General features: G+C 35.0%; 16 protein-coding genes. All 16 read right to left on the minus strand.

Annotated elements, in window-relative coordinates:
• Positions 1–38: 38 nt before the first annotated feature.
• The 16 genes from H2O64_RS06585 to H2O64_RS06660 all read right to left on the minus strand — a co-directional run bounded on the left by H2O64_RS06585 (position 39) and on the right by H2O64_RS06660 (position 23,975).
• Positions 39–992, minus strand: coding sequence for an eCIS core domain-containing protein (locus H2O64_RS06585; RefSeq protein ID WP_187561374.1), 954 nt, complete (start codon positions 990–992; stop codon positions 39–41).
• Between the two features lie 36 nt (positions 993–1,028).
• Positions 1,029–1,640, minus strand: a complete 612-nt coding sequence (locus H2O64_RS06590; RefSeq protein WP_187561540.1) for a DNA/RNA non-specific endonuclease — start codon at positions 1,638–1,640, stop codon at positions 1,029–1,031.
• Between the two features lie 137 nt (positions 1,641–1,777).
• The gene (locus H2O64_RS23960) at positions 1,778–2,092 is read right to left on the minus strand and encodes a hypothetical protein (protein WP_215907131.1); all 315 of its coding nucleotides are present in this window, start codon (positions 2,090–2,092) and stop codon (positions 1,778–1,780) included.
• A gap of 48 nt (positions 2,093–2,140) precedes the next feature.
• Positions 2,141–2,521 (minus strand): hypothetical protein, encoded by a 381-nt coding sequence (locus tag H2O64_RS06600; protein ID WP_187561375.1) that lies wholly within the window; start codon positions 2,519–2,521, stop codon positions 2,141–2,143.
• Positions 2,522–2,525: 4 nt separating this feature from the next.
• The gene (locus H2O64_RS06605; protein ID WP_187561376.1) at positions 2,526–3,131 is read right to left on the minus strand and encodes a hypothetical protein; all 606 of its coding nucleotides are present in this window, start codon (positions 3,129–3,131) and stop codon (positions 2,526–2,528) included.
• A gap of 16 nt (positions 3,132–3,147) precedes the next feature.
• Complete coding sequence (locus H2O64_RS06610; RefSeq protein ID WP_187561377.1) at positions 3,148–4,500, minus strand: ATP-binding protein; 1,353 nt, start codon at positions 4,498–4,500, stop codon at positions 3,148–3,150.
• Positions 4,490–5,413 carry a hypothetical protein gene (locus tag H2O64_RS06615; protein WP_215907132.1) on the minus strand — a complete coding sequence of 308 codons (924 nt, stop codon included), beginning with the start codon at positions 5,411–5,413 and terminating at the stop codon, positions 4,490–4,492. The genes H2O64_RS06610 and H2O64_RS06615 overlap by 11 nt, the downstream gene beginning before the upstream one ends.
• Before the next feature lie 45 nt (positions 5,414–5,458).
• Complete coding sequence (locus H2O64_RS06620) at positions 5,459–6,301, minus strand: hypothetical protein (RefSeq protein WP_187561378.1); 843 nt, start codon at positions 6,299–6,301, stop codon at positions 5,459–5,461.
• A gap of 18 nt (positions 6,302–6,319) precedes the next feature.
• On the minus strand, positions 6,320–8,728 hold the full coding sequence (locus H2O64_RS06625; RefSeq protein ID WP_187561379.1) for a hypothetical protein: 2,409 nt from the start codon (positions 8,726–8,728) through the stop codon (positions 6,320–6,322).
• 141 nt (positions 8,729–8,869) lie between these two features.
• Positions 8,870–13,075, minus strand: coding sequence for a contractile injection system tape measure protein (locus H2O64_RS06630; protein WP_187561380.1), 4,206 nt, complete (start codon positions 13,073–13,075; stop codon positions 8,870–8,872).
• On the minus strand, positions 13,068–15,941 hold the full coding sequence (locus tag H2O64_RS06635; RefSeq protein WP_187561381.1) for a hypothetical protein: 2,874 nt from the start codon (positions 15,939–15,941) through the stop codon (positions 13,068–13,070). Before H2O64_RS06635 ends, H2O64_RS06630 begins: the two co-directional genes overlap by 8 nt.
• A complete protein-coding gene (locus H2O64_RS06640) occupies positions 15,938–20,644 on the minus strand; it encodes a coiled-coil domain-containing protein (protein ID WP_187561382.1) in 4,707 nt (1,568 codons plus the stop codon). Before H2O64_RS06640 ends, H2O64_RS06635 begins: the two co-directional genes overlap by 4 nt.
• A 3-nt stretch (positions 20,645–20,647) precedes the next feature.
• Entirely contained in the window at positions 20,648–21,076 is a 429-nt protein-coding gene (locus H2O64_RS06645; RefSeq protein ID WP_187561383.1) for a GPW/gp25 family protein, read from the minus strand.
• A complete protein-coding gene (locus tag H2O64_RS06650) occupies positions 21,069–21,368 on the minus strand; it encodes a PAAR domain-containing protein (protein ID WP_187561384.1) in 300 nt (99 codons plus the stop codon). The genes H2O64_RS06645 and H2O64_RS06650 overlap by 8 nt, the downstream gene beginning before the upstream one ends.
• 135 nt (positions 21,369–21,503) lie before the next feature.
• A complete protein-coding gene (vgrG, locus tag H2O64_RS06655) occupies positions 21,504–23,303 on the minus strand; it encodes a type VI secretion system tip protein VgrG (protein WP_187561385.1) in 1,800 nt (599 codons plus the stop codon).
• Entirely contained in the window at positions 23,304–23,975 is a 672-nt protein-coding gene (locus tag H2O64_RS06660) for a CIS tube protein (RefSeq protein ID WP_187561386.1), read from the minus strand. It abuts the gene before it with no gap.
• Positions 23,976–24,048: the final 73 nt, after the last annotated feature.

Genomic DNA, 24,048 nt, shown 5'->3' on the forward strand with positions numbered 1-24,048 from the left:
AGAGGTTTTATAACGGTATGATTATTTTGAATAAAATTTTATTGACGAGCATCGTATGCTGCTTTTTTCGCGGCTGCTCTGTCTTTCTTTTTTTGCTCTTTACTAAGAGCCGCTGCTTTTGCTTCTACTTTATTATGTACTTTAGACTTATCCCTAGGTTTCTTTTTTGCAGGAGCTTGCCTTCTTGGAGCTGCCCTTTTTGCTGCTCGAAGAAATGGAAGTAAATCGTCCATTTCTTTTTGTGTTGCGGCATTTATTCCATCACCAGGTTTTCCACTTCCGTGTGCATGAACCCGCATCCCTTTTGCTGTACATACCCTTTCAATTAAGGCTTTTCCATAATGTTGGTAAGTGTTATAAAAATATTTTTTAATTACTTCAACAGTATCTTGTGGTTCAGCAAATTGAATAACTGAATTTGACATTTTTTGAATTGTTCCAGAAGAAGTGTTTTCAACGACTTTCTGTAGTTTTCTTTGTGCCACTTCTTTAAGCTGAATAGAAGAATTTGAAATTTCCTTCCGTTGTAACGCTTTTGCGCCCATCACATCGGCTTCTTTTTCTAAACCTTTATCATCGTTAATAGCAACACCTTTCGTTTTTATAGTCGGTTTTACACGTCCTTGTTTTTGCTGTACTACATGCCAGGCTTCATGTGGCAAGTGCTTTTCTTGTCCAGATGCTAGGTGAATATTGGTTCCTTGTGCGTAGGCATGCGCGTTGAGTTGTGCTGGTTTTGACGAGTTGTAATGCACTTTTACATCATCCATAGAATGACCTGAAAGATTTTCCATTCCTGATTTTAAAGTATCGGGTAAACCTGTATTGTTTTTCTTTTTTTGAATAGGAGACTGTATTGCATCTATTTGTTTCTGTTGAACAATGGTTGATGTGCGATTGTCTTCTAATGAAAAACCACTATTTTTTGTGGAATGCGCAGCAGCAGTTTGCTGTTTTTTTCCTCCTAATTTTTTGGTGAGATGTGTTTTCATATATAATAAATAAAAATGCTTTGGTCAAATTAGCATTTAAGGTGTGGCAATATTAAACTTTACCTTGAATGGCGATCTATTAAATGTAAGGCTTACTCCTATACTAATTGGACGTTTGCTTTTCCCAACGTAGTGTGGTTTTACTGACATCCAGACTTCTATATTTTTTTGTTTCAAGCGTTGCCTAATGTACCCTTCCATTTTTCCCCATGCGCCTCCAGCGCTGTTGATAGTTTTATTCATAGCCACAAAATTATCTGTGAATTTTGGTGGACCTCCAAAACTATGTGCGATCAAATGCCCAGCGGCATCATTTTTTCTTTTGTAGGGAACTTTAGGAGTTGCTTTTCTAGCTGCTTTAGAATACTTTAAACCTCCTGCAAATTTAACGACTCTTCCAGTAGGATCTTTTCTAGAGTAATATTTTCTACCTGAAACAGTAGTTTGTGCATATCCACCTAAACTTTTAGGTCTTCTTTTGCCAACTCTTTTTATTTTTGATATACCAGTAACGTGCCCAGCTCTTCGGAGCGCTTCTAATCTTTTAGCAGGCGTTAATTTTTTCCCTAACTGAATAACTCCAAAATTCGTTTTAGTATTAGGTTTTTGATTCGATATTTCTTTCCGTTGCAAGGCTTTTGCGCCCATCACATCGGCTTCTTTTTCTAACCCTTTATCATCGTTAATGGCAACACCTTTCGTTTTAAGTGTTGGTTTTACACGTCCTTGTTTTTGTTGAACTACATGCCACGCTTCGTGCGGTAAATGTTTTTCTTGTCCAGAAGCTAGATGAATATTGGTTCCTTGGCGTACGCATGCGCGTTGAGTTGTGCTGGTTTTGACGAGTTGTAATGCACTTTTACATCATCCATAGAATGACCAGACAGATTTTCCATTCCAGATTTTAATGTGTTGGGCAAACCTGTATTGTTTTTCTTTTTTTGAACAGGAATTTGAGAATGCATTGCATCTATTTGTTTCTGTTGAACAATGGTTGATGTGCGATTGTCTTCTAATGAAAAAACACTATTTTTTGTGGAATGCGCAGCAGCAGTTTGCTGTTTTTTTCCTCCTAATTTTTTGGTGAGATGTGTTTTCATTTTCAGTATATATTATTCACTATCGCTTGATTCTGAAGAATTATCAGGTTATTGATGGTTGATAGCTGTTTGAATCCAGCCTCTTGCCGTAGCTATACTGATAGCAGGACCATTTGTATTCGTAAATCTAACATTAAACGATCCTCCAACATGATCCGTTTGTTCAATTTGAATGCGAGTTCCATTAGGAACTGCCCATCTTAGAAGTAACTGTCTTAATGTTTCACTAAAACCATTAAACCTAACATTTCGCACTCTTCTGGTTGCTAATTGTGCGACTTCCATTCTTTGGACAATGTCTTTGCTCGTTTTTTGCAAATGTGTTGCTCTATGATCTTTTAAAGTCAAACCTTTATTCGTATGTAGTTTTACACTTGTAGCTGAAATATTGCTATTTTGTAGTTTCTTTTTTTGTTCTGGTTGATACATAATTTTAGGTATTGCGTTGTTCTATTTTTTTTACAATTACAGGACTTTTTCCGTTTTTAATTAAGGTTTTAATATCATCGTCAATTTCAATAAGATCTTCAATATCAACTAGAAAATTAATAGTCTCGTTAGTGTCATCAGCATAATCGATTGCGGAACAATAAGTATGCCTATGAATATAAGCCTTCAATCGAGCTAAATTAGGATCATAATAGTCTAAAACTACTTTTTTACCGGTGATAATACTTCGGATATGTTCATTGTAAAACGGAAAATTTGTGAATAATTTGTGTTGTGTATAATACGCTAAATGATGTTCGTCATCATATTCATTATGTGTCTTTTTGTATGCTACAATTCCTGTTTCAACTTCATAATAGAAATGATACAATACTTCTTGAAAAGGTGTGGTTTCACTTGAACCAATTAAAAATACACGTCTATTGGTAATGAGATATCCATTAATATGAAATTTTTTATGAATTACACAACTATTGAGCGCATTGGCAATGATAATATTCCGCTGTTCTTGTGGAATATCATAGCGCCACGAATTCATCACGAGTAATTGTGAATGTTCTTTTAGTAATATTAATTCTTCAATGTCCATAAAGATATCCGCATTTTTACGGTTGTGTAATGGTTTTGTTTTCCTTTTTTAATTCTTTTCTAATTCCAACGAGTAATTCTTGTTTGTTTACTACAGTATCACCACGTTGTATAGCCGCTAACGCGCAATAACGAAGCACATTGATAATAGCACCACCTGCGAGTTCATAATGTTCTGCAATTGAGTTCAAATCAATTTCAGGCGATAATGTACACGTACCCGAAAATGCTTTTCCCCATAGTTTTAAACGTTCTTCTTTTGTTGGCATTTTAAAGTTAATCATGGCTTGAAAACGTCTTGAAAACGCTTGATCCATATTTGCTTTTAGATTAGACGCAAGAATTACGGTTCCTGGAAAATCTTCAATGCGTTGTAATAAATATGCCGTTTGCTGATTGGCATGTCGGTCATTTGACGAATTTGCCTGTGTACGTTTCCCAAATAAGGCATCTGCTTCATCAAAAAATAGAATCCAGTTTTGATGTGCTGCAGTATCAAAGATGCGCGACAGGTTTTTTTCGGTTTCTCCAATGTATTTGGAAACGATCATAGATAAATCTACCCGATAGACATCCATCTCTAAATTTTTCCCCAATAAAGAAACGGTCAAGGTTTTTCCTGTACCTGGCGGCCCGTAAAATAAAGCTCTGTATCCTGGTTTTAAATGCTTGGATAATCCCCAATCGTCTAACAAAGTATCTTTGTGCAAGATCCATGTTTTCAATTCGGTTACCTGATCCATAATGGCAGGATTGAGAACCATATCGTCCCACTCTAAATTGGTGGTTATTTTTTGAGCAGGAAACGTAATACTATGTTCTAGTTTTGGCTTTTCTCCTGTCATAAAATAGTGCAACCATCGATGATTAATACTTAAAACACCATTAAATTTTGGCAAATAACTTTCTGTCGATTCTAAACTTAATAGTTGTTCTTTCTGAAAAATATGATCGTTATTAAAATATGAAAGTACTTCAATTTGCCATTCAGGATTTACCGCAGTAATTAAAAAAAATAAGGTTTGTCCTGTTGGTAAAAAACCGCTATGACCTTTATCAATAACACCTCCAAATTCTGTAAAACCTCTGTTATATATTTTATTCTGACCGAAGAAAATATCCAATGCTTCCGGACGAATATGTGGTGCAATAGCTAATATTAATGCAAGTCGTTCCAAATTGTTTAAATTCCATTCTTTGATGGTATTTGCAAAAGGTGAATCTATTGCTTCTATATCAGGCATTGGAAGTTCTGTCCAATGTGCCTCAACGCCTTCATGCTGCAAATAACTACTGATTACCTGATTGATGACGTTTTGCAACCAATCAATTTCTTGATGAATAGAAAGATTGTATTCGCTAGTTTCCATATTTTCCGAATAGACGTTCTACATCATCTAAGTTTGTATTTGCCCAAGAAAAATACTCTAATGCTGTATTTGGATTGAGTTGATTGGCTTGCAACATATCTAATACGGACGCTTGTGCATTTGTTGTAATTGGCGTTGAATATGAAAGCTCATCATGATAAAAATCATATTGATAGAAATTGTTTGCCCAAGAAGGTATTTTTGATCGATCACTAAGTAATTGACTGATAAATACTTCTAATTTTTCTTGTTGAACGACCAACTTTTTTGCTTTAAAGAAAGAAGGTCTCTTTTTTTCTTCACGATGATAAAATTCAATTTCTCTTGCTTGAATTGTTTTGGCGCTTGCATCCCCAAAAATATCAACCAATCCAAAATTTTCAGATTCGGTTGCAATTTCCAATTCTGCTTTGTCAGAACCTGCAATGGCGAGTGTCCAATGTTTGGCAGTGGCACTTTCGGTAACGATATACAATTCTCTAAACGAATATAATACTTGCGTCATTTTGATGATGAGCTCATCTTTAAAATCGCTCCAATTAGCAAATTTAACAGATTCGGAAGCGCTACTTTTAAAGAAGAAACTTCCAAATCCGTCAAAAGCTAATACTTGTTTACTAAACTCAAAATCGCCTTCAATAGGATTGTGTCCAGTGTCTCTTCCCGAATAGGGTTTGGTAACACCTTCGCTAAAATTCCAATTGGAAGGATTGAGTTTTATGCCATTTTCAAAAACTACATCATCAGCATTTATTATATTTTTCCTAAAAATATTCCCTAAAACAATGAGTTCTCCGTTTTTAATCTGGAAAAAATCTCCTGGATACATATGTTGATTCAATGGTTTTGTGGGTATAAAGCCATTGGTTCTATTATAAAAACTTCTATAAAATTTTTTAAATACGTCCTCCATAATGATGTTGTTTTAAGGTTATTTTCACATGTAATATACTCAAATTTACGATGCTAATGCTGCAGCATTTGCTGCGGCAAGTCCGGCTTGTAATGAGCTTAGTTTTACTTCTGATTTGCTCAATGATACTTGGGCATCGTTTAACTGATCTGCATTATCATCCGAAGCAGCTAATGTTTCTTCGTACATATTGCTTGTAATGTCATACGCTTGATCTAAGTAATACAGAAGTGAGGTTTTATTGGTTACATCTTTAGGATCTGTAACTTTACGACCAATAATGAATTCATACAGCTTTCTTGCTTGTAACAACTCTAATGACATTGCAGATTTAGATTCTATAGTGGTTGCTTGTGATGCAAACACAGATTCTAAAGCTACTAAAGTTAATGCCACAGCATTGTTAGCATTCGTAGATGCTTCTGAAACCATTGAAACTAATTCGTCAGAAATTAGCGGATTGATTGCTTTTTTACGAATGACTAAGTTTGATAGCTTATTGATGACTTCTGCCGAATAAATAAGTTTATTAATTACTGTATTTACTTCGGTAGCAACACCTTTTATGTCGTCTTCAGCACTTGAAGATTCTTTATGTGTTGTTTCAGAACTTTCATATAAACTTTTTGCATTGTTTACTACGGTATCAACCGAGTTTTTATTGTTTAATGCTTGTGTTTTGTTCGCTTCTGCGGTTGCTAATTCTGCATCAAGTTTTGTTGATTTCTCGGTTAATGAAGTTACAATAGCTTGGTATTGTTGTACTTCATTTTCCGCGTTTTGTACTTGTTGCGTTAAGAAATCAATTTCTTGCTTCTTTTTTTCTGTAATCCCGTATTTTTCTGGTGCAGGATCTGCTGGTATTAATATGGTTTGTCTACTACTCATGATGTATAATTTTTAGGATTAATTTGTTGTTGTTTGTTTTGGATATGCTACTGTTTTATTAGTATCAGCATACGGATCTACATACTGGAATTCTGCTGTATGATTGAAGTCAGAAAGTGCATTGATAAAGTGTGTATTTACAGTTTCATCCTCATTATCCGTTACTGAAATTATTGCAGGAATGTACATATTGTTAGCAATTAAACGATTTCCAAAGTTATCTGTAGTTTCAGCTGCTAAGGTAACTTCCATCGTATGATAGGTGTAGCCTTCAAGTATTTGTAGTAAATCAATGATAAGTTGATTACAATCTTCTAAAAATTGATTTACAGCGTCTTTCAATTTTTCGTCTAGTGTGTCAGCTATCAAATCTGCTAGTATATTTTTTAAAACAGTATTTCTAGTTCCTCTTGTGCTGCCAATAGTAGCTTGTATATTATTGATCTCTGCTGAGGTCAGTTTATCTGAAATACTTGGCTTAGTGATGACTGGTACTGTTGCTTTTTCTTCAGTATCAGAAGCATCAGAAGGATTTAATGCTTCAATTGCCTCAATGTCTTTTACAATCTTATCAATACTATTTGATATATGAATATTCAATGAATCATCAGTTGTTGTTGACGTTGCAGGTGTATAACTTCCGGCAGAAATTTTTTCAGCAGTCGTAAGATTAAAGAAAAACCCTGGTTGAACGTGCTCATTAATATTTATATTTTTAATGGCAGCATCTCTAAGGTTATTTAAGGTTACCAATGTCGCTTCAAAGGTCGTTAACTGCTCTTGTTTACTAGTTATTGCCAGGTTATTTGCAGCAATATTGTCGTTTAATGTTTTTTTAGCTGAATCCGTTTTCGCCTTTTCTAATTTCACCTTATCTTGAGCAATTGTTGCTTGAAGCTTAGCAATCTGATCTGTAACAATTTGTATTTGATCGTTTACCATAGAAACTTCAAGATTATAGATGTATTCAATTTTATCAAATTGTTGTACATTATTTTCAATACTTTCTATTTCTTCTACTGTAAGTAATCCACTGACTAAGTCTGGATTATTTGGTAAAAACACACATCGATACGCTACCGTATAACTAGGCTTTTCAAAGACACCAAAATTAATGACTTGATATTTTGGACTCGTATTAGCATCTGTTTCGCTTGTACTATCCGTTTGCGGTAGAATTGTATTTACATTTGCTGAATTCAATTGATTTTGCAGCATAAACATTTTGGATGGCGCCGATAAATAATCGTCAAAAGTATTGATGATTTTCTTATACGCTATTGTAAATACTGTAAGGACAAATATGGTGTACTCTTTTCCTAACTCTAAAGGCTTTCCTTCTGAATCTTTTAAAACAGGAGTATTATCCGTACCTGAAGCATAAATTTTCTTTATGATTTTTTTTATTTCCTTACCGTCTTTGTCTGTTATTGTAGTTATATTACTATCACTCAATGGAACATAGCGATCTGTAAAAGCTCCCGCTATAATGCCTTCTGCATCATTCATACTAAACGTAGGACTTTTGCTATTTTCTACGAGCATAATGTTGTAGCTCTCAACTGGGTTGTTGGTTTCTTTTGGAGTTCCATCAGCATTTTCCTCCTGAAAAGCACTTACATAAGGATCAAATGAAACCGTATAACTATCATGATCTCCAACCATTTTAGGTGTAGTTACTGTAAGATCTAAGTTGAGCTCGTCATTGCTTAATTTGTATGCGGCATAAGTAGCTTCATACCCAACACTATAATCTTCTAATACGCCTTCTGCTTGTTTTTCTACCGTATTAGCGGTTGCTAATTCTGCACTTTGCGTAGCTAATAATGCCGTTGTATCATCAAATTGTTTTGTAACCACAGCTAATAAATCTTTTATAGAAGTATCCGTTACCGTAGCCTTATCAGCTAGATTCGTTGTGGTAACTTCTGCAATAGAAGCGGAAGCTTCCATACTGTGCTGCGAAGCTTGCTCTGCTGCATAGGCAGTATCATTCATCAACACATTTGCTTTGTTGCTTTGCGCATAGATATCAGTATCAAAATCAGCCGCATTGATAATGCTAAAAATACTTCCTGTATCGCTGGCTAGCTTTAAAATAGCATTTGCCGCAATTTGAACATTTGCCGCAGCAACGGAAGTATTCGTTACAGACTTTGCTGTATAATCTTTTGCATTGTTTGCAGAGGTAAGTACATTGGTTGACACATCACTATCAATGATAGCTTGTTCATGTACTTTCTTCTCAAAAGCATATCTTGCAGTGGTTATTTCTAACTCTTCTGCAGTTGTAATTCGTGCACCTTGTGCATAGTAGAGCGAAAACATGGATGCTTCCCGTTGTGCTTCTACATTTTGTAACTCTAATTCTTGTGCACTCAACGATGAATTGACACTCGAATTTAGATTGTCATTGTAAGAACTCATAAATTTGATTTTTTTAGTTAATTAATTAATTTTTAACCGTTTTACAGGTTATTCTATATGTCAAATGGTATAATTCCGATTTAACTGCTATCTATTTTAGATGGTTTTTTATATAGGTTCATGGTATTCGTATTTTAAAGGTTAATATGCCCAGGTTACGTGTAATGGTTTTTGCATCCACGGTAATTTTATGATTGAAAATGAAAAAGGTGATTTTATCAATAATATATCATACGCTCTTTTTTCTACGGTCAACTCCCAACGCTCTTCGGTTTCTCTCAAAATTCCTTCTCGTACCAACCAATTTCCTCGAAATCCGTTGATAGAGGTATCTCCAATAGCGGTCCAATACCCAATAGCTGCCTGAATCAATCCGTCAATCAATTTTTTCTCGTCTTCCGTCATTTCAATGCGATCTCTCACAGGTGCATCTGGCGAAAGCCCACAAAGCACTTTGTTTAACACTAATAAAGATTCGTCGGTTTGTGTCAATCCAGTAACGATATACTGAAGATAATGTACCGCTTTCAACGGATCGTCATCTGTTTTAAAAGCTTTGTCTGACACAATTCCCAAACGTTCTAGAAGCATCAAAAAGTAACTGTTGAGCAATACCAAACCAGCATTTGGAACCGAAATTCCTTCGGTTACTATTTTTTTCGTTTCTGTACTCATAACAGGTTTTTTAGTGTTTTTATATTCAATCGTTTTTGGGATGCGTACCGATGTTTCTACATGTGGCAACACACTTTTATAACTCACTAATAATGATGCTGGCAATGCGGTTTTGATTGTATTCATTGCTTTAAAAAAGTTAGGTGCTGTCACGCCTTTTTTACCGCAGGTTTCCCATAAAAACTCGTTCCAAATAGTTGTACTTGCAATCAATTTCCAATTGGACGTTCGCCAAGCGGTTAGTACTTTTTTGACTAAGATTTCTTGTAAACTTTTAGTGGAAATTCCAGTCATGGAAATCAACGCAATATGTTCATAAAGTTTCTGTACATCCGAAAGTTGTTTTTGTTGTGTTGGATATAATTTTGTCAATGCTGTAATCAATGTCGCAAAGCGAATCGTTTGTGAAAACTTCGAAAGTTGTATTGCTGAAACGCGTTGATCGCGAATCGTTTTTAAAATGATTAACGGTTGTTGTATTAAAAGTTCGTCTACAATACTTTGATAATCTATAGATTCCTTATGTTGAAACCACGCTGGAATTTCATAATGTGTGATGAGGTATTCGCTTAACAATTCAATTTTTCCGTGTTCGATACAATTTTTGATCGCTTCCGAAAGTGTTGCTGTTTGTACTTCTCCCGAAACCAATTCGAAAATTCGATGTCTTTTGATTAAGATTTTTTTCAAAATTTCTGGAATCTTCAATCCACTATTTTGAATGTGTTTTACAATGGTAATTTGATCTAATGTTTCAATGTCTGAAAGTGTATCAAATGTTGTATTGACAAGCATTTCTAATACTTTTGAAGCGGTATTTTTAGCTTGAATGATAGCAATTGTTTGCTTCCAGAAAATACGCTGCAACGTAGCCAGTATTTGCGCATTTCCAAGTTGTTTTGCAAGTGCAAATACAACATGAATTGCTTTAAAAACGGCTTGTTGCGCACTTGATAAATCGCTCGCTATTAAGACAATAAATTCTTCAAAAGAAATGGCTTCACGAAGTAATGCGAGTTGTTTTTTTGTTTGAACCGTTTCACCAATCATAATTCTAATTTCTGTTGGCGATGTTTCCAAACCAACCACAAATAATTGTTTGTATGTGTACGTAGTTTTCTCAATTTCAAAACTCGAATTTTCCGTTTTCAAATTGTCTCTTAACGCTTCAAACAATGCTGTAATTGAAACTTTATAAGGTGTTGCTAATGTTGTGCTCTTATCAGCATTTGCGGTCTTTTTTAGATTCGTTTTTTCCAAAGCTTTTTTTACTGTTGGAAATGTTTCCATAACAGTTTCTTCAAACAATACAGTAAACTTGCGTTCGTTTCCGCGATAGCTTTCGTACAACACAAACAATTGCCAGAAACAATCGTTTAAAATCGTTTTAATTTGCGCTGTTGTAAACGACGTTTTTGTTGCTGAAACTTGTTGCGAAAACCTTGAAATCAAGCGTTCACGAAGTTGAATTCCATTTGAAAGGACATAGGAAATCAAGCTGTTTTCCTGTGCTTTAAATTCGGAAGTATTTACTTTCTTAGCGTGCACTAATTTCGAAATATGTTGTGCAACGATGGCTTCCTGATTTGGTTGTTGTATGATTTCTAAAATGTTGGCTAACGGTGTTTGATGTACTTGAATTTTATGCTGTTTCTGAATTGCTTCAAACTCCTGAGATGACCAAGCAAGTGTTTTGGTTTTTGGGTATTTCAATAACAATTGAATCGCTTCTTCAATGTCTGTATTTGCAACTTTTGAAGCCGTTGAAGCTTGTTTCAATGTCTGCAATAATTCCGCAAAGAAGTTCGCCGAACTCAATTTTTCATGTTGCCATACAATTTCAAAACCTTTTTCGAGTAAGCTACGTTTGATGGCGCGTAATGCTGTTGCTTTTCTTGCGTTTTTAGTAATAAGTTCGTCAATAATTTGCTGTACTTTTTCGAGTATTGAAACAATTTCGGGTTGTACTTTTTTGAGGAATCGTTGTGTTCCGTACGCAGCAATTAATGCGGTAATATGAATGGTAACATTCGATGTTTTCTGAATGCGATTAATGTGATTCCAGAATTTTATTGGCGAAGCCGAAATCCATTGCTGAATTGTTTTTTCGAGTGTTTTAAATTCGTTCGTATGTGTTTTATGTTGCTGAATTTCAACGATATATTGTGTGATAATTCGTTGTAATGTTTCTTCTGAACGAAATGTTTTTGCAACTGAAATTTCGTTTTGATATAGTGTGTTTAATTCCTTAAACAAGGAAATAAACGTTGTTTTCTTAGCTGTGTTTGTAACATTAGAAGTGACAAAATGATCTAAAATAGTAAGCTTTGTTTGTTGTTGTTGCTTCGCTAATTTTTGTATGGTATAGGTCAAGAAAGCATCTTTAGAAACCGAAGTATGTTGGTTTTCAATGCAAAACTCAATTCCGAATGTATACAAATCAAGTTGATCCACTTTTAAGGAAGTTGCGGTATTTAGTTTTGATAAAAAGGCAATCTGCGCTAGCACATTTTTCGATTGTGAAGGCGATAATGCTACAAATAAGTTTTCAATCGAAGCTGGAATTAAATCCTTTAAAATTGTTTTCCAAGTAGTTGGTTTTTGCTCTACATTCAACACGATTTTTTGAAAACGTGCAGCGTCTAATTTTGATAAATTAATCACCAATTCATTAAACTCATTCCTCTGAATATTTGTGCTTCTTTTGGAAGGTTGATTAAAATAATCTGCTACTTTTAGCCAGAAGTTTTCTTTTTGTTTTACTGTTTTTACTTTTGTAAATGATTTGCGATGTAATTCTTCTGATAATAATTTTAAAATTGCGATAAAACCTTTATTTATCTGCGAATATTCACTTGCGCGATCAATAGCAGCTTCAATCAATTCAAGCATCGCGTCGTACGATAAATTGAAATGGTTTGCCATTTGTTCCACTGTATTTCGAACAAAAGCTACTTTATTAAAAATGGTTCCTCTGTCTGTAAATAGATAGTTTAAAATCCACAACCAAATATTTTTCTTAAGATCATTGGTGCTGGTTTGCACAATGGTTTCTCTTTCTTGAACTTTTACAAATTCATCCGAAAAACTAATAATTTGTTGATGATTATTTGGCTCTAATCCTGCAATAATTTTTTTGATAATCGTATCATTAAACTGCCAAGCAATACGTTTGCGAACATTTTCTTGTTTTCCAATTTCTTGAATCATTTGGATAACGTCCAATCGATTGTTTGTCAATTGCGAACGCATAATTTGATGCGCCGTTCCGTATGTTTCTTGATAATTCCACGGCATCATTCCTTGTAAAAGAAAATTGCGCAGCACATTAATTTGTGCTACATGTTCATTGACAATTTCCAAAGTTTTATCACCACTTTTTGGATACATAATCAGGTCATACAAGGCATTCCGAAGTGCTTCTTCCAAACGTAAAGGAAGTTCGCTCAGCATGTTTTCGTATGTAATTGCACCCAAATCAATACTCAATGTGCTAATCTTAAGCGTCTGACCTTCAGGACAAATACTATCAAACACACGATTGATAATTCGTTTCATTTTATAGGAACTCCACGAACTAATATCCGTCTGTAATTGATACGCCAAGTTTTTGGAATCGAAAGATGTATTCCATTGACAACGTGTGACGATATGTGCTCCTTGACTATGCATTTGATTCTGGTGGCGTTGTTTTAAGTTCTTTTAATAGTGTAATAATGCTTCCCGCACTAGAAGTGGCTAAAGTGGTATCATAAGATTCAGTTGTTGCATTGTAAATATTGGCGTTAAACCAACTCACATATAATGGAATTAATGTTTGCATATTTTCCACTGTCGCATACAAAGGATTTGCTTGCAACTCAATAGGCAATTGACATTCCATGAAATAGGAGAGACGTTGTTGCCATGTTGATGTGCTAAAATCCTTAATGAAATCTGGAAAAATCCATAATAATGTATTTTCAAATAGTGAATCTGTAATGTATAATGAGTTTTGGTTGTCCCAGGTTACACTTGCTGTCCAAGCGTACATTGTATTTTCAATAGCTGTAAAAGTTGCGTCTGTTACCGTACTACTGTCAATTCCTTCAAGTGTATAATCGGCATTGATACTATGCAAGTATGTTTGCATGTCTTGCGTTGTCATGCTATCCAATTGCATTGATAATGTGATAAAATCCGCATAATTTATCATCGTGTTTATACGATAATATGAAAATGGTGAAGTTCCTTCTTGAATCAATACTTCAAAACTTCCCGATTGCAATAGCAGATTTGTTTCTATAGAAATCATGCCTTTACGTTCCATAATCATCCACAAAGCAACTTCAATTTGTGAACACACTTCATCTGATGGAAATGGATTTGGTACTTCATCATTTTCATCAAGATAAGCTTCAGGATCTACACTTTCTTGTATGAAATTGATATAGAAAGGTCGTAATGTCAACAACAAACTTAGTTTCAACGAAAGTGTTGCATAATCAAGGCAATCTTGTTTTGTAATTTTTTGCTTCTCATTTACCAGTGCGATGTTAAATACACCATTGTTTTTATACGTATGCGTTAGGATGTTTTGCAGCTCTTTTTTGGTGCTTTTTACATTCAGATAATTTTCAACTTCTTCCGCAGTATGACTTGAAATGTATTGTAATTCATCAGCTCTTTCGCTTGCTGTCTGTGGGATTTCTCTTTTTGATAATTCCTCTAGGAGTTCAGGTGTAATTTGTACGGCGCTGTTCTGTAATTTTTTTGCGCCTATGCTGTTATACGCTTTTGTTCGATTGTATGATAAAATGCCTAAATTTTGCAAATACACACTTTTAATAATGATAGCATCTTTTAACACATCGCCCGAATATACTGTACCATAAATAAGCGTGTCAATTACTAAAGGCGATTCGCCATGACGTGCTAATAAGTGATCGAGTAATTCGTTTCTGCGTTGCAGATTTACCGTGTCTTTTTCTGTAAATACTAACAATCCGTACATGTATGAGTTGTATGGATCATCTTGATATTGCAACCAATTTTCATGTGCTAAAGCAGTTTCTGATTGTGAGATTGGACCAAAATTGAATATTTGATTATTCCGCAATAGCGGTTCAACATTTGGAACACTTGTATATAATGATTGATAAAAATACGTCGGTGAAAACACTTCAAACGGTGCAGGATATTTAGGAGTTGCTTTTTCTTGAGGTGTTTTTATATTGTTGTAATGCTCCAAATCTGCGGGTGCTCCTGTGATTGCATTTTTGAAAGAAAATAGCTTGTCAATGTTTGCCAATTGTGCAAATTGATTGCTCAATAGTTGATCAAATAAACTCAAATATCCTTTTAGTTGTCGCGATTGTGCTACTTGAAAATCAGGCGTATTGTCATTCACCGCGTTGAGTCCAACAGCGTATGCTTCTGGAAATGTATTTTGAATAGAATAGTAACTTGTAATGTCTCTAAATTTTCCTGTCGGAAGTGTTGGTGCTACTTGTACAGCTGCTACTTCGTTGATTTGTGCACTCGATTGTTGCATGTTAGCCAATTCGTCAATTAATGACGTGTTGAGTGTTGCATTTAATGGTTTTCCTTGCGTGCTTATTTGAAGGTTTTCGGTATTTTTACCTGATGAAAATGATGTTGAAAAATCAAAAGTCAAAATTTCATTTTCGTCACAAATTGCAGATGTCGCTGGTTGTTCATTATAGGTAAAAGCAATTTTTGAAATGGATTGTACACCTTCAATATCCTGAATGAGTTTTGTAATTTCAAAAGGTTGAATCGTATCTTTTTTTGGTTGAATACTTTCAGATGGAATCCAGCCGTTTTGCAATGTTGGACCGTTAAAAATTTCATTGGTCGTTTCGCCTTCTGCCTTCAACTTATCATACCCAGTTTCTGTAACATCAGGAAAAATGTATTGGTTAATGGTCTGAATCATTTCCGTTAACATTGTATTGATATCGTATCCTGATTTCAATTTTAAATCTCCAGAAATGGTATATGTTTTAGGCGATAATAGTTGCGGCATTAAAAACAATTCTCCTACGTTTCGAGCACTATTTAATACATAGAAAGTTTCTGTTGTTGGCGAATCCGTTACTGTCGGATCGTCGTATGTTGGGTCAATCAATAGATACACTTTGTATACACCATTCATGAATGGAAAATTCACAGGAATTGGGGAAATGATGACATTTTTTACACTCTCAATTTGATCAATGATATATTTAGTATAATCTTCAATTGTAATAGGTGACGTTGTTAAAATATTTTGTGGCTCATAAAACTGATTCTCCATCGTTAAGTCGCCATTTTTCTGTGTCAAAATATCTTTCATCGAGAAATTTGCACAATACCCAAGTTCGGTAAACGCATAGCACAATTGCTCCAAAATAGTTACACCAGGATCACTCGGATTTAAGTTTGACCATTCCGTACTACTATGCTTTTGGATATAGGCAAGCCCTTCCGCTTTGAGCGATTTAAAATCGAGCTCCAAAGGAAGTTGTGCGTCTACGATGTGGTTTTCCTGTGTCATAAATGGTAGTTTATAAAACTATTCTCTGTGATATTATTCAAGGATGGAACGAGAATCATTCCGTCTTCTTGTGATATTTCTTGCTTGCCGTCTTCTGGTTTGATTTCTTTTGGATTAAAATTTTCAGTAACAATTTGGATTGAAATGCTATTCACTTCTAAAACACTGTCGTAACTGTTGATAAACGAAGCTAATTGCGCTGTGTTCAATCCTGTGTCAACTGTAATTTGTGATTGCGCACTTGTAATCCAAGGCGCTAAATAGATATTGATTGCATTGTTGATTTCTTTGGTAACTGTTGTTACATCTTCATCACTTTGGAGTTGAATGTCTGCTATAATTAGGACGTAATTGAGTTTAAAATTCCCAACAGAAACCTTCACAAAAGGGGAAATCCGTTCTTTGATATAATTCTGAATTTCCAATTCCTTGCATTCGCTTAATAGTGGCACAAAAGCATTGGTTTCTGTAGCATCTGAAACTCTTTTGATGACATACGTACTGGCTTTTTTTGCTGTATACATAGTTTTTGAATAGTATACTTCTGGAAATTCCAATCGAATCACATTAAAATAATCTTCTGCCGTTACCAAACGATCTTTCGTTTTTAAACGTGTACTCACTCGCGAATTCATTTGCTGATTTGTTTCTGCGGCTTTTCCGCCAAAAGAAGCAAACGGTTGTATCGTTGCCGAAATTTCAGGAATTGCCGTTTCCGGACTCGTAATTGTATCCGCTATAATTTGTGGCGTAACGGTTGAAAAATCATTGGAAGAAACAATGCGTTGCAGCGTAATTCCGTTCGTTTTTAAAAAGGAAGTTTGAGGAAAATTATCAGGACTTGTTTCTGTGCCCATAGCAATCCAAAAATTGGTTCCAGTCATGGTTTCATGATCGTTTGTAATGTCTTTAGGAATATTGATCGTAATAATTCCCGAACAGGTAAAACCATTTGTTCCATCTGCTATTGATGTCAGTGCTTTCCAGCCATCCGTACTCAAATAGGAATAACTTACGCTGTTTGTTGTAACTGCTTGTTCTGTATACGTACGCGCCAATTCAAAATAGAAACTGACTTTTGCAGGCGCAATTACATCTGCTAGTTCTAAAAACAATTGTCCGTTTGAGACAAAAGTTGCCACTAATGGCAAGGCTGTTAACGGCGTAATAATTCCGCTATCATCTCTTGCTGGAGAACTTCCAATCGTTGTATTTTTAGTGCTAATTCCATCAACCGTATCGAATACTTTATAATTTAAAAATGGTGTATAGTAAAAACATTCCAACGGATACGTTTCGTCATTAGTTGAGAAATCATAGTTTATAGAAGCATTGTAATCTCCCGAAAACAAACTCACTGTTGGAATGAATGGTAAATTTGGCGGATTTACCAAACTTTCACTGCTTTTTTCCATAATTAACCTGGCGTTAAACAGCGCAATGGCGCCTATTATTTTTGGATACAGATTCAAGCCAAAACCATCATCAGGTGTAACTAACTGCATCTTTAAAAAACCAGTACTACTTTTATCAGTAAGTGTTAAAGGAGTTTTTTGTAGTGCTGGATCAACTTCTATAATATTTACGTTCAAACCCGGAAATGTAAAGGCTCGCGTATCTGGAATTTCTATACCTGTCGGTTCCGTAGGGAAAAAAAGATTTAGTTTAGATTCAGACGAAATTAATACCTCTTCAGGTTCTTGATTCGTGTAAAATTCTTCCCATAATCCGTTTTGTAACCATTTAAAATTGACTTCGAAAGAGTCATTGGAAAACTGAAATTCCGTAGTGTCACCAGAAGTATCATCTTCCAATAGTGTCGTAGGAGTCGTAGTATGACGATTAAAAATTGAATCGATTGCATTTTTGAATACAGATTTAGTCTTCAGAGGTGGAGCTTTTGACAAACTACTTTCAGCAGCGGTTAATTGTAGAATTATTGAATTTTTGGTAGAAATAATCTTAGATAAAACAACTTGTTCTGTTTCCGTAATTTTTTTAGCATCTAAATTTCCATCAGTACCAACTTCTTTTAAAAGTGTTGCTTCTTCTGTAATTATATAGGAAAGCAAGATGTTATGTAAAGTAATCACTTTTTTAATAGTTGCGTTTTTAGGATCAATTTCCTTCACTAATGCCTCGTTCTGGGCTTCAATTGCCTTTTTGAGTTTACTATCTGCTTCCGTAATTAATTTACTTGCATCTGTTTTTGTAGTATCAAATAGTGATTTAAAAAGTGCTTCTTGTGTTTCTGTTATTTTATTAAAAAATGAGTTCTCTAAGTCGAGAACTTTTTCAAGCAATTCTCTAGCAGCGACAAGGTCTTTAGGTTCTTTTGAATATACATCATTTAAAAAATCATTGTATTCTTTATAGTAAACTGCAAAATTAAAATCAGCAGGAAATGGATTCCAATTCATTGTTATGGTTATACTATTTGTAGGCTTACTGAATATTTCCGCACTACCAATCATAAAACTTTGATCAACAGTTGGAGTTGGACCAAGTGGTTGAAACGGTTTTTTAGCATTCAATAGTCCAAAATCATTATACAACGCAAAGTTTTGCAATTCTTTCACGTCAACATCAATGTTCAACGTTTCAATTTCTGTTGGATTTTGTAGATTTTGATTGTTTGAAAAAACTAATTTCAGGAGTGGCCAATCGCTTGTATATCCATCAGGATTTTTTGTAAATGCTGTAATTGCAGGATCGGTTTGGCACAGGGTAATGGTAAGTGTTACGGTACTTCCATCTTGCGTAATTGGGCTGTTTTTTTTGAGAATCGGAAACCAAGCTTTTGCTGTACTTAAATAACAAGTGGTGTTATCAGTAGAAAGATCTGAAGTATTTGAATCGGATAGCGTAAACGTTAATTTGATCGTTCTTGTTTTCGCTTCCGCGAGAAAAAACAATGGCGATGCAAAAGCAATTGCCAAATCTTCCTTAGTACCTATCGGCGTATTTTCAGAACCGAAAGTTTTCCATTGTTGAATATTCCCTGATTCATCTTTTTTTACTGCCGTAACTGGCGGTAATTCTTGCAAATACATTTTTTTATCAGCATTCCCGATAGCAAGTGTATAAGCGTTTGCAATTTTTGCAGGATTTAGCGAAACTTTGCTCGTTGTTTCAAATAGAATTGCTTGTTTGTTAGCATCTAAACCAGCCGTAAATACAGTACTTTTTGGAAGTTGAAATGTGGCTGTTTTTTTTGCCAAATCGCTACAAGCAAATACAGTATCTGGTGAAACACTATTTGGAAGTTGCTTTAAAATATCACCATAATAAAAGTTTAAATGCTTTTCTGATAATGAATTTAGTTGCGTCTGGTAAATTTTCAGTAAGCTCGTAAACGTTCTCAGCAAAATAGTATCTGGAAAATGTCCTGGAACGTTTTGTACCGATTCCAATTCTGTTTCTGCATACGAAATACAATTGCTGTAAAAAGCAAACACTGTTTTCCCTGTTCCTTTGATGCCGTTGTAAATATCTTGTCGGACTTGTTTCTCTAAAATATGTTTTAGGAGTTCATTTAGTTTGGCGTATAATTCTTCACCAATCTTTTTGAAGGTATTAGCTATAGCTTTAAAAATTTCTTTAATAATATCAAAGATTGAGGTTCCAAATTTTAAAAGCATGACTGTAATTTTGATGACAATCGCTTTTATAGCCTTTAAAATTTTAATGACGATTCCTTTTAAATCTTCATAGGAATGCTCGTCATCAATCTCTTTGATGGTGTCTTGTAAGGCGTCAAATTCAGATAAAATAGCATCTATGGTTTCAGAAGTATCTTCATCTTTAATGCTTTCAAGTTTTACTTCTAACTCATCTCTAATTTTGTGAATTACTTGGTGTACAAAACCAGCAATTTCTTCTATAAATTCAGTTACTTTTTTAACCAGCGATTCGGATACAGAAAAAAAGATGTCTATGGCTTTTACTAAAGCAGTATAAGCGTCTTCAGCAATTGTAAAAATTTCTTTTAATATTTCTGAAAATGAACCATTTAGTAGTGTTTCTATCTTTTTAATAAGCGCTATGAAATCTTTAAAAAAGTAATATACATAATCAGTTTGTGGGGAATACTTTAGATTTAAGAGTTCCCAATATGGTCTTTTTCCTTTGCTTTCTTTCCATATTTTTTTATCATAATTTTCATAAGCAAAAGTGTCTACAGGTCTAATATTTGGAATAATATCATTGGTCGTAAGATCATTTTTTAAAGCCAAAAGTGCCCAAAGTAATGCACTCTGTTTCTCTTTTACTTGTTGAATGATATACGTTTTAAGATTGTATTCTAAACTAGATTGTTGCATGTAATACGTCCATCGCTCAATCGTTTTAAAAATAAAGGTAAGTTGATCAAACAGTTGATTAAACGCATTTGAAATAAAGGTATCATTGGTCTTTTTGTTTAAAGCAACTTCTAATTGCAAGCAAGTATTAATGAATAGCGAATATGCTTTTTGAAACGATGTTTTAGCAATTGAAGCCACTAAGAATACAGGGTCTTTTAGTAAAAAAGGTGACCAATTCCCGTTGATGGTATTTGTACGATCATAAAAATTAAACAACGAAGCAATATCTACTAACAAGCGCAAATTGTCCGCTTCTGTTCGACTATCAACCAAGCCAGCAGTAGGCACAAGAGCTTGCTCTAGTGACATCATTGCGTTATATTGATCGAATTGATTCATTGGTTATAATTGTAAATTTGTTCCTTCTTTTATGTAAAAAGGATACACATAATTATGTCGCGTATTTGTTTGGTTATAGATGTAATTGATAGTTACTTCTACCAAACCTGATTGTAAATCTGTAAAGGCTACCTCAACAGTGATCACTTTGATCCTAGGTTCATTATTTAAAAGCGCTGTTTTAATTGCTTCTCTAATTTCCCCTTGTAATGTTGGGCGCATTTCTTTGAAGAAAAATGTCTGTAATCCTGAACCAAATTGTGCTTCAAAAGGACGTTCTCCAAAAGTTGTTTGCATGATCAAATCGATCATTTCATTGATGTTCGTTTCATATTTTGTAAGCTGCAATTGACAATTTCCCGCTGAAAATGTTACAGGAAACGACCAGCCTGAGCCTAAAAATTCTTTTTGTATGTTTGCTTCTCTATCCACCGATCATTACTGTAAAACATCCTAATACTATTGATCCGCCATGTGCGGTTGAGTCTCCAAGACGTGCGGCTGGCATTCCGCCAATCATCACGGTTGCCGATCCTTTTACAATAGAATCTGGCGGTCCTACACACACTAACATATCACCCACACGTGCGGCTGGTAATTTGCCAATTAAAACGGTTGGTTCTCCCGGTCCTACAACAGGTCCGCCAACATGTGGTATTGGAGGAACTCCTGGTGTGACCATTGGACATTCATGAAAATCGGTTAATCGTGCTGCTGGTGGCATGTATTTTTAGTATTGAGATGTTAGTATTTAGAATTGAGAGAAATTTTATCTCATAATTCATTTTAGTATTTAGATGTTAGTATTGAGTATTGAGAGAAATCTCATGTCTCAATACTGAGTACTCACATCTATTCGTTAATTAATCATAACCATTGCACCTTTTATAGTGGTTTGTGTTCCACCTTGTAACGATGCTGTCATGCTTCCTTCTGCTGAATATTCCATTTGAGCAGTTTCTTTTATGTTTAATCCTTTGATTTGGACATCGCCGCCAGAGGATTCAATGGTAACTCCTTGATCGCCTTTAAGCGTTAAGTTCTGCGTAGCTTGTACGGTAATGTCTTTATCACTTTTAATCGTAATTCCACTTTCAGACATTACAATGCTATTGTTGTTTTGATCTTGAATCGTAATTTGCTTGTCTTGATCACTAAAAATAGCGGTGTTCTTACTTGGCGTTTCTAGCGTAAGCACTTTGTTTTCATCATCAAACTTTATATTAATTCCAGTTTTAGACACAATTGCTTTGATGGTGTTTTTCTCATCCGGATCTAAACCGTCAAGGGGTTTATTGCTGGATGAACTGTACATACTTCCTAAAATAATTGGATAGCGTGGATCTTCATTTAAGAAACCAATCACAACTTCATCGCCTACTTCAGGCATAAAAAACGCACCTGCGCCAGAAGTGGAGTAGAAGTTTGTTAAACGTGCCCACAATCCTTCACCATTCGGGTCAAATAATGGAATGTCTATTAATACACGATATTGACTATCAGGATCTTCATACATCTTTTTTACTGTTGCATTGAACAATCCTTGTGCGCCTGGCAATAATCCAGAAGCTGGTGGTGCCATTACATCGGGTTCTTCTGTAAACCAAACAGGCGATAATCCAACCGAAACTTCCGTAATCCAGTTTCCATGTCCAATGACATGGTGTACACCCGAAATAATATGATCGCCGTCAAAACGATCGCCCAATCCTGCGAGTGTGATATATTTTGCAGGATCAACCAAATTGCTTCCTTGAAATTTTACGTCTCCTTGAATTTTAGAATACGCACTTTTTACCAACGCCGCTTTTGACCAATTTGTCAAATCAGCAGTTTGAATTGGTGCAGTACTTTGCAATTCATACTCAGAAAGTCCAACGACTTCAGAGAGTGTTTCGGACGATAAATTCCCTGGACCTGCATAACTACTTGATGCATCTCCAGAAACGGTTGCTTGCGTAGTATAATCCCAAGAAGTTGCTTTTGCCGAACCTAATTGTGTAACGGCATCCAATGAAGCATTAAATTCTAACAAGTTGTTTCCATACGTAATTTCCAATACAGAAGTTGTGTCCTTACTTGGATCAAATACGGCTACTGTTCCGTTTAATGTGGTGACAATCATTCCGTTCGTTTCTGCTCTAGCCAATAAAAAATCCCAGTCTGTTGCATAGTATTGTACTTGTTCGGGCCATTCTGTGGTGGTTGCTGTTACATCAGCGCTCAATCCAGAATAATTGCCAATTATAGTACTCATAATGTCGCTATCTTTTTGTTTTGAATAGGTCAAGCTTTTACGTCCGACCACCATTTTTACAGCTTCATCACGACATTCTACTTCTAATACAGAACCCATACCGCCATGAATACGAATGCTTTGCTTGGTAATGATTCCTTTAAAAATGATTTCATTTGTAGAATCATAACCAGCTTCAATGGTAATCGTATTTCCTGGCACAAACGTACTCGATGAACTTGCTTCAAATGTTTCCGTAGCGGGCGTTCCGTCAATAACAACAACTTTTGCTGTTGAAATTCGGTTCACACCTTTTTCGACTTCAACGGACTGTACTTCAATCGTATCAGGAATAGCGCTCCCACTAGTTTTAATGGTAAACGTAACTAAACCGCCGCTCGTTATTGTTGTTGATGCACTCATTTAGGTTGGTTTTATAATCGGTGGAAATAATAATTGTTGACCTCCTTGTAATTGTCTAAATTTATTTAGATCGTTGTATTGCGCAACTTGAATGTAATAGTAAGGTGTGTTCCAAACTTTATTAGATAATTGTGGCAAACTTTCGCCCTGAACCACTTCCACGATATGTGAAATATCAGGAGAACTTTCACTGTCTTCTTTTGTACGCTTGTCAGGCGAAATATACTTTCCAAAACTCAATGAAATTTTTGCTCTTAACGGACTTCCATCGGGTTTGAATAGTGTGTACGTTGTATCAAATGATTTTAATACGCTGTAAAACACCAAATCGCTTCCCCACTGGATTTTTACGAAATTAGGTCTGTGAATGTCGCCGTTGTATGTGTATACAATGTCTTCTAAGGTTTGTATTTCCTTTGTTAGATCGGTTCGTTTATTATCAACAACACCAGTACAATCGATGACAATATCAAAACTGAGATTATCACTTGGTGTACTTTTGTATTTTTGAGATGTTGAACTCGTATCTATCGGTTGTTGTTCATTGTATTCAATAGTTCGACTCCATTTTATAGACTCTGGATTGATCATTAGATTATACGGATCACCCGACACAGCCTGTGTAAAGTCTTCATCTTTGTAACCCGTTATTTTCATGTATTCTAATGACATAATCTTATTTTACTCGATAATCGAGATTTAAGTTCGCTGAGGTTTGCCTCAATATTCTAGTATGAATTTCTAA

The organism is Kordia aestuariivivens, assembly GCF_014397005.1.
GTDB lineage: Bacteria > Bacteroidota > Bacteroidia > Flavobacteriales > Flavobacteriaceae > Kordia > Kordia aestuariivivens.

Excerpts from the sequence above, each read along its gene's own strand:
- H2O64_RS06585 (WP_187561374.1), bottom strand. The coding sequence starts at position 992 with ATGAAAACACATCTCACCAAAAAATTAGGAGGAAAAAAACAGCAAACT.
- H2O64_RS06590 (WP_187561540.1), bottom strand. The coding sequence starts at position 1,640 with ATGGGCGCAAAAGCCTTGCAACGGAAAGAAATATCGAATCAAAAACCT.
- H2O64_RS23960 (WP_215907131.1), bottom strand. The coding sequence starts at position 2,092 with ATGAAAACACATCTCACCAAAAAATTAGGAGGAAAAAAACAGCAAACT.
- H2O64_RS06600 (WP_187561375.1), bottom strand. The coding sequence starts at position 2,521 with ATGTATCAACCAGAACAAAAAAAGAAACTACAAAATAGCAATATTTCA.
- H2O64_RS06605 (WP_187561376.1), bottom strand. The coding sequence starts at position 3,131 with ATGGACATTGAAGAATTAATATTACTAAAAGAACATTCACAATTACTC.
- H2O64_RS06610 (WP_187561377.1), bottom strand. The coding sequence starts at position 4,500 with ATGGAAACTAGCGAATACAATCTTTCTATTCATCAAGAAATTGATTGG.
- H2O64_RS06615 (WP_215907132.1), bottom strand. The coding sequence starts at position 5,413 with ATGGAGGACGTATTTAAAAAATTTTATAGAAGTTTTTATAATAGAACC.
- H2O64_RS06620 (WP_187561378.1), bottom strand. The coding sequence starts at position 6,301 with ATGAGTAGTAGACAAACCATATTAATACCAGCAGATCCTGCACCAGAA.
- H2O64_RS06625 (WP_187561379.1), bottom strand. The coding sequence starts at position 8,728 with ATGAGTTCTTACAATGACAATCTAAATTCGAGTGTCAATTCATCGTTG.
- H2O64_RS06630 (WP_187561380.1), bottom strand. The coding sequence starts at position 13,075 with ATGCATAGTCAAGGAGCACATATCGTCACACGTTGTCAATGGAATACA.
- H2O64_RS06635 (WP_187561381.1), bottom strand. The coding sequence starts at position 15,941 with ATGACACAGGAAAACCACATCGTAGACGCACAACTTCCTTTGGAGCTC.
- H2O64_RS06640 (WP_187561382.1), bottom strand. The coding sequence starts at position 20,644 with ATGAATCAATTCGATCAATATAACGCAATGATGTCACTAGAGCAAGCT.
- H2O64_RS06650 (WP_187561384.1), bottom strand. The coding sequence starts at position 21,368 with ATGCCACCAGCAGCACGATTAACCGATTTTCATGAATGTCCAATGGTC.
- vgrG (WP_187561385.1), bottom strand. The coding sequence starts at position 23,303 with ATGAGTGCATCAACAACAATAACGAGCGGCGGTTTAGTTACGTTTACC.
- H2O64_RS06660 (WP_187561386.1), bottom strand. The coding sequence starts at position 23,975 with ATGTCATTAGAATACATGAAAATAACGGGTTACAAAGATGAAGACTTT.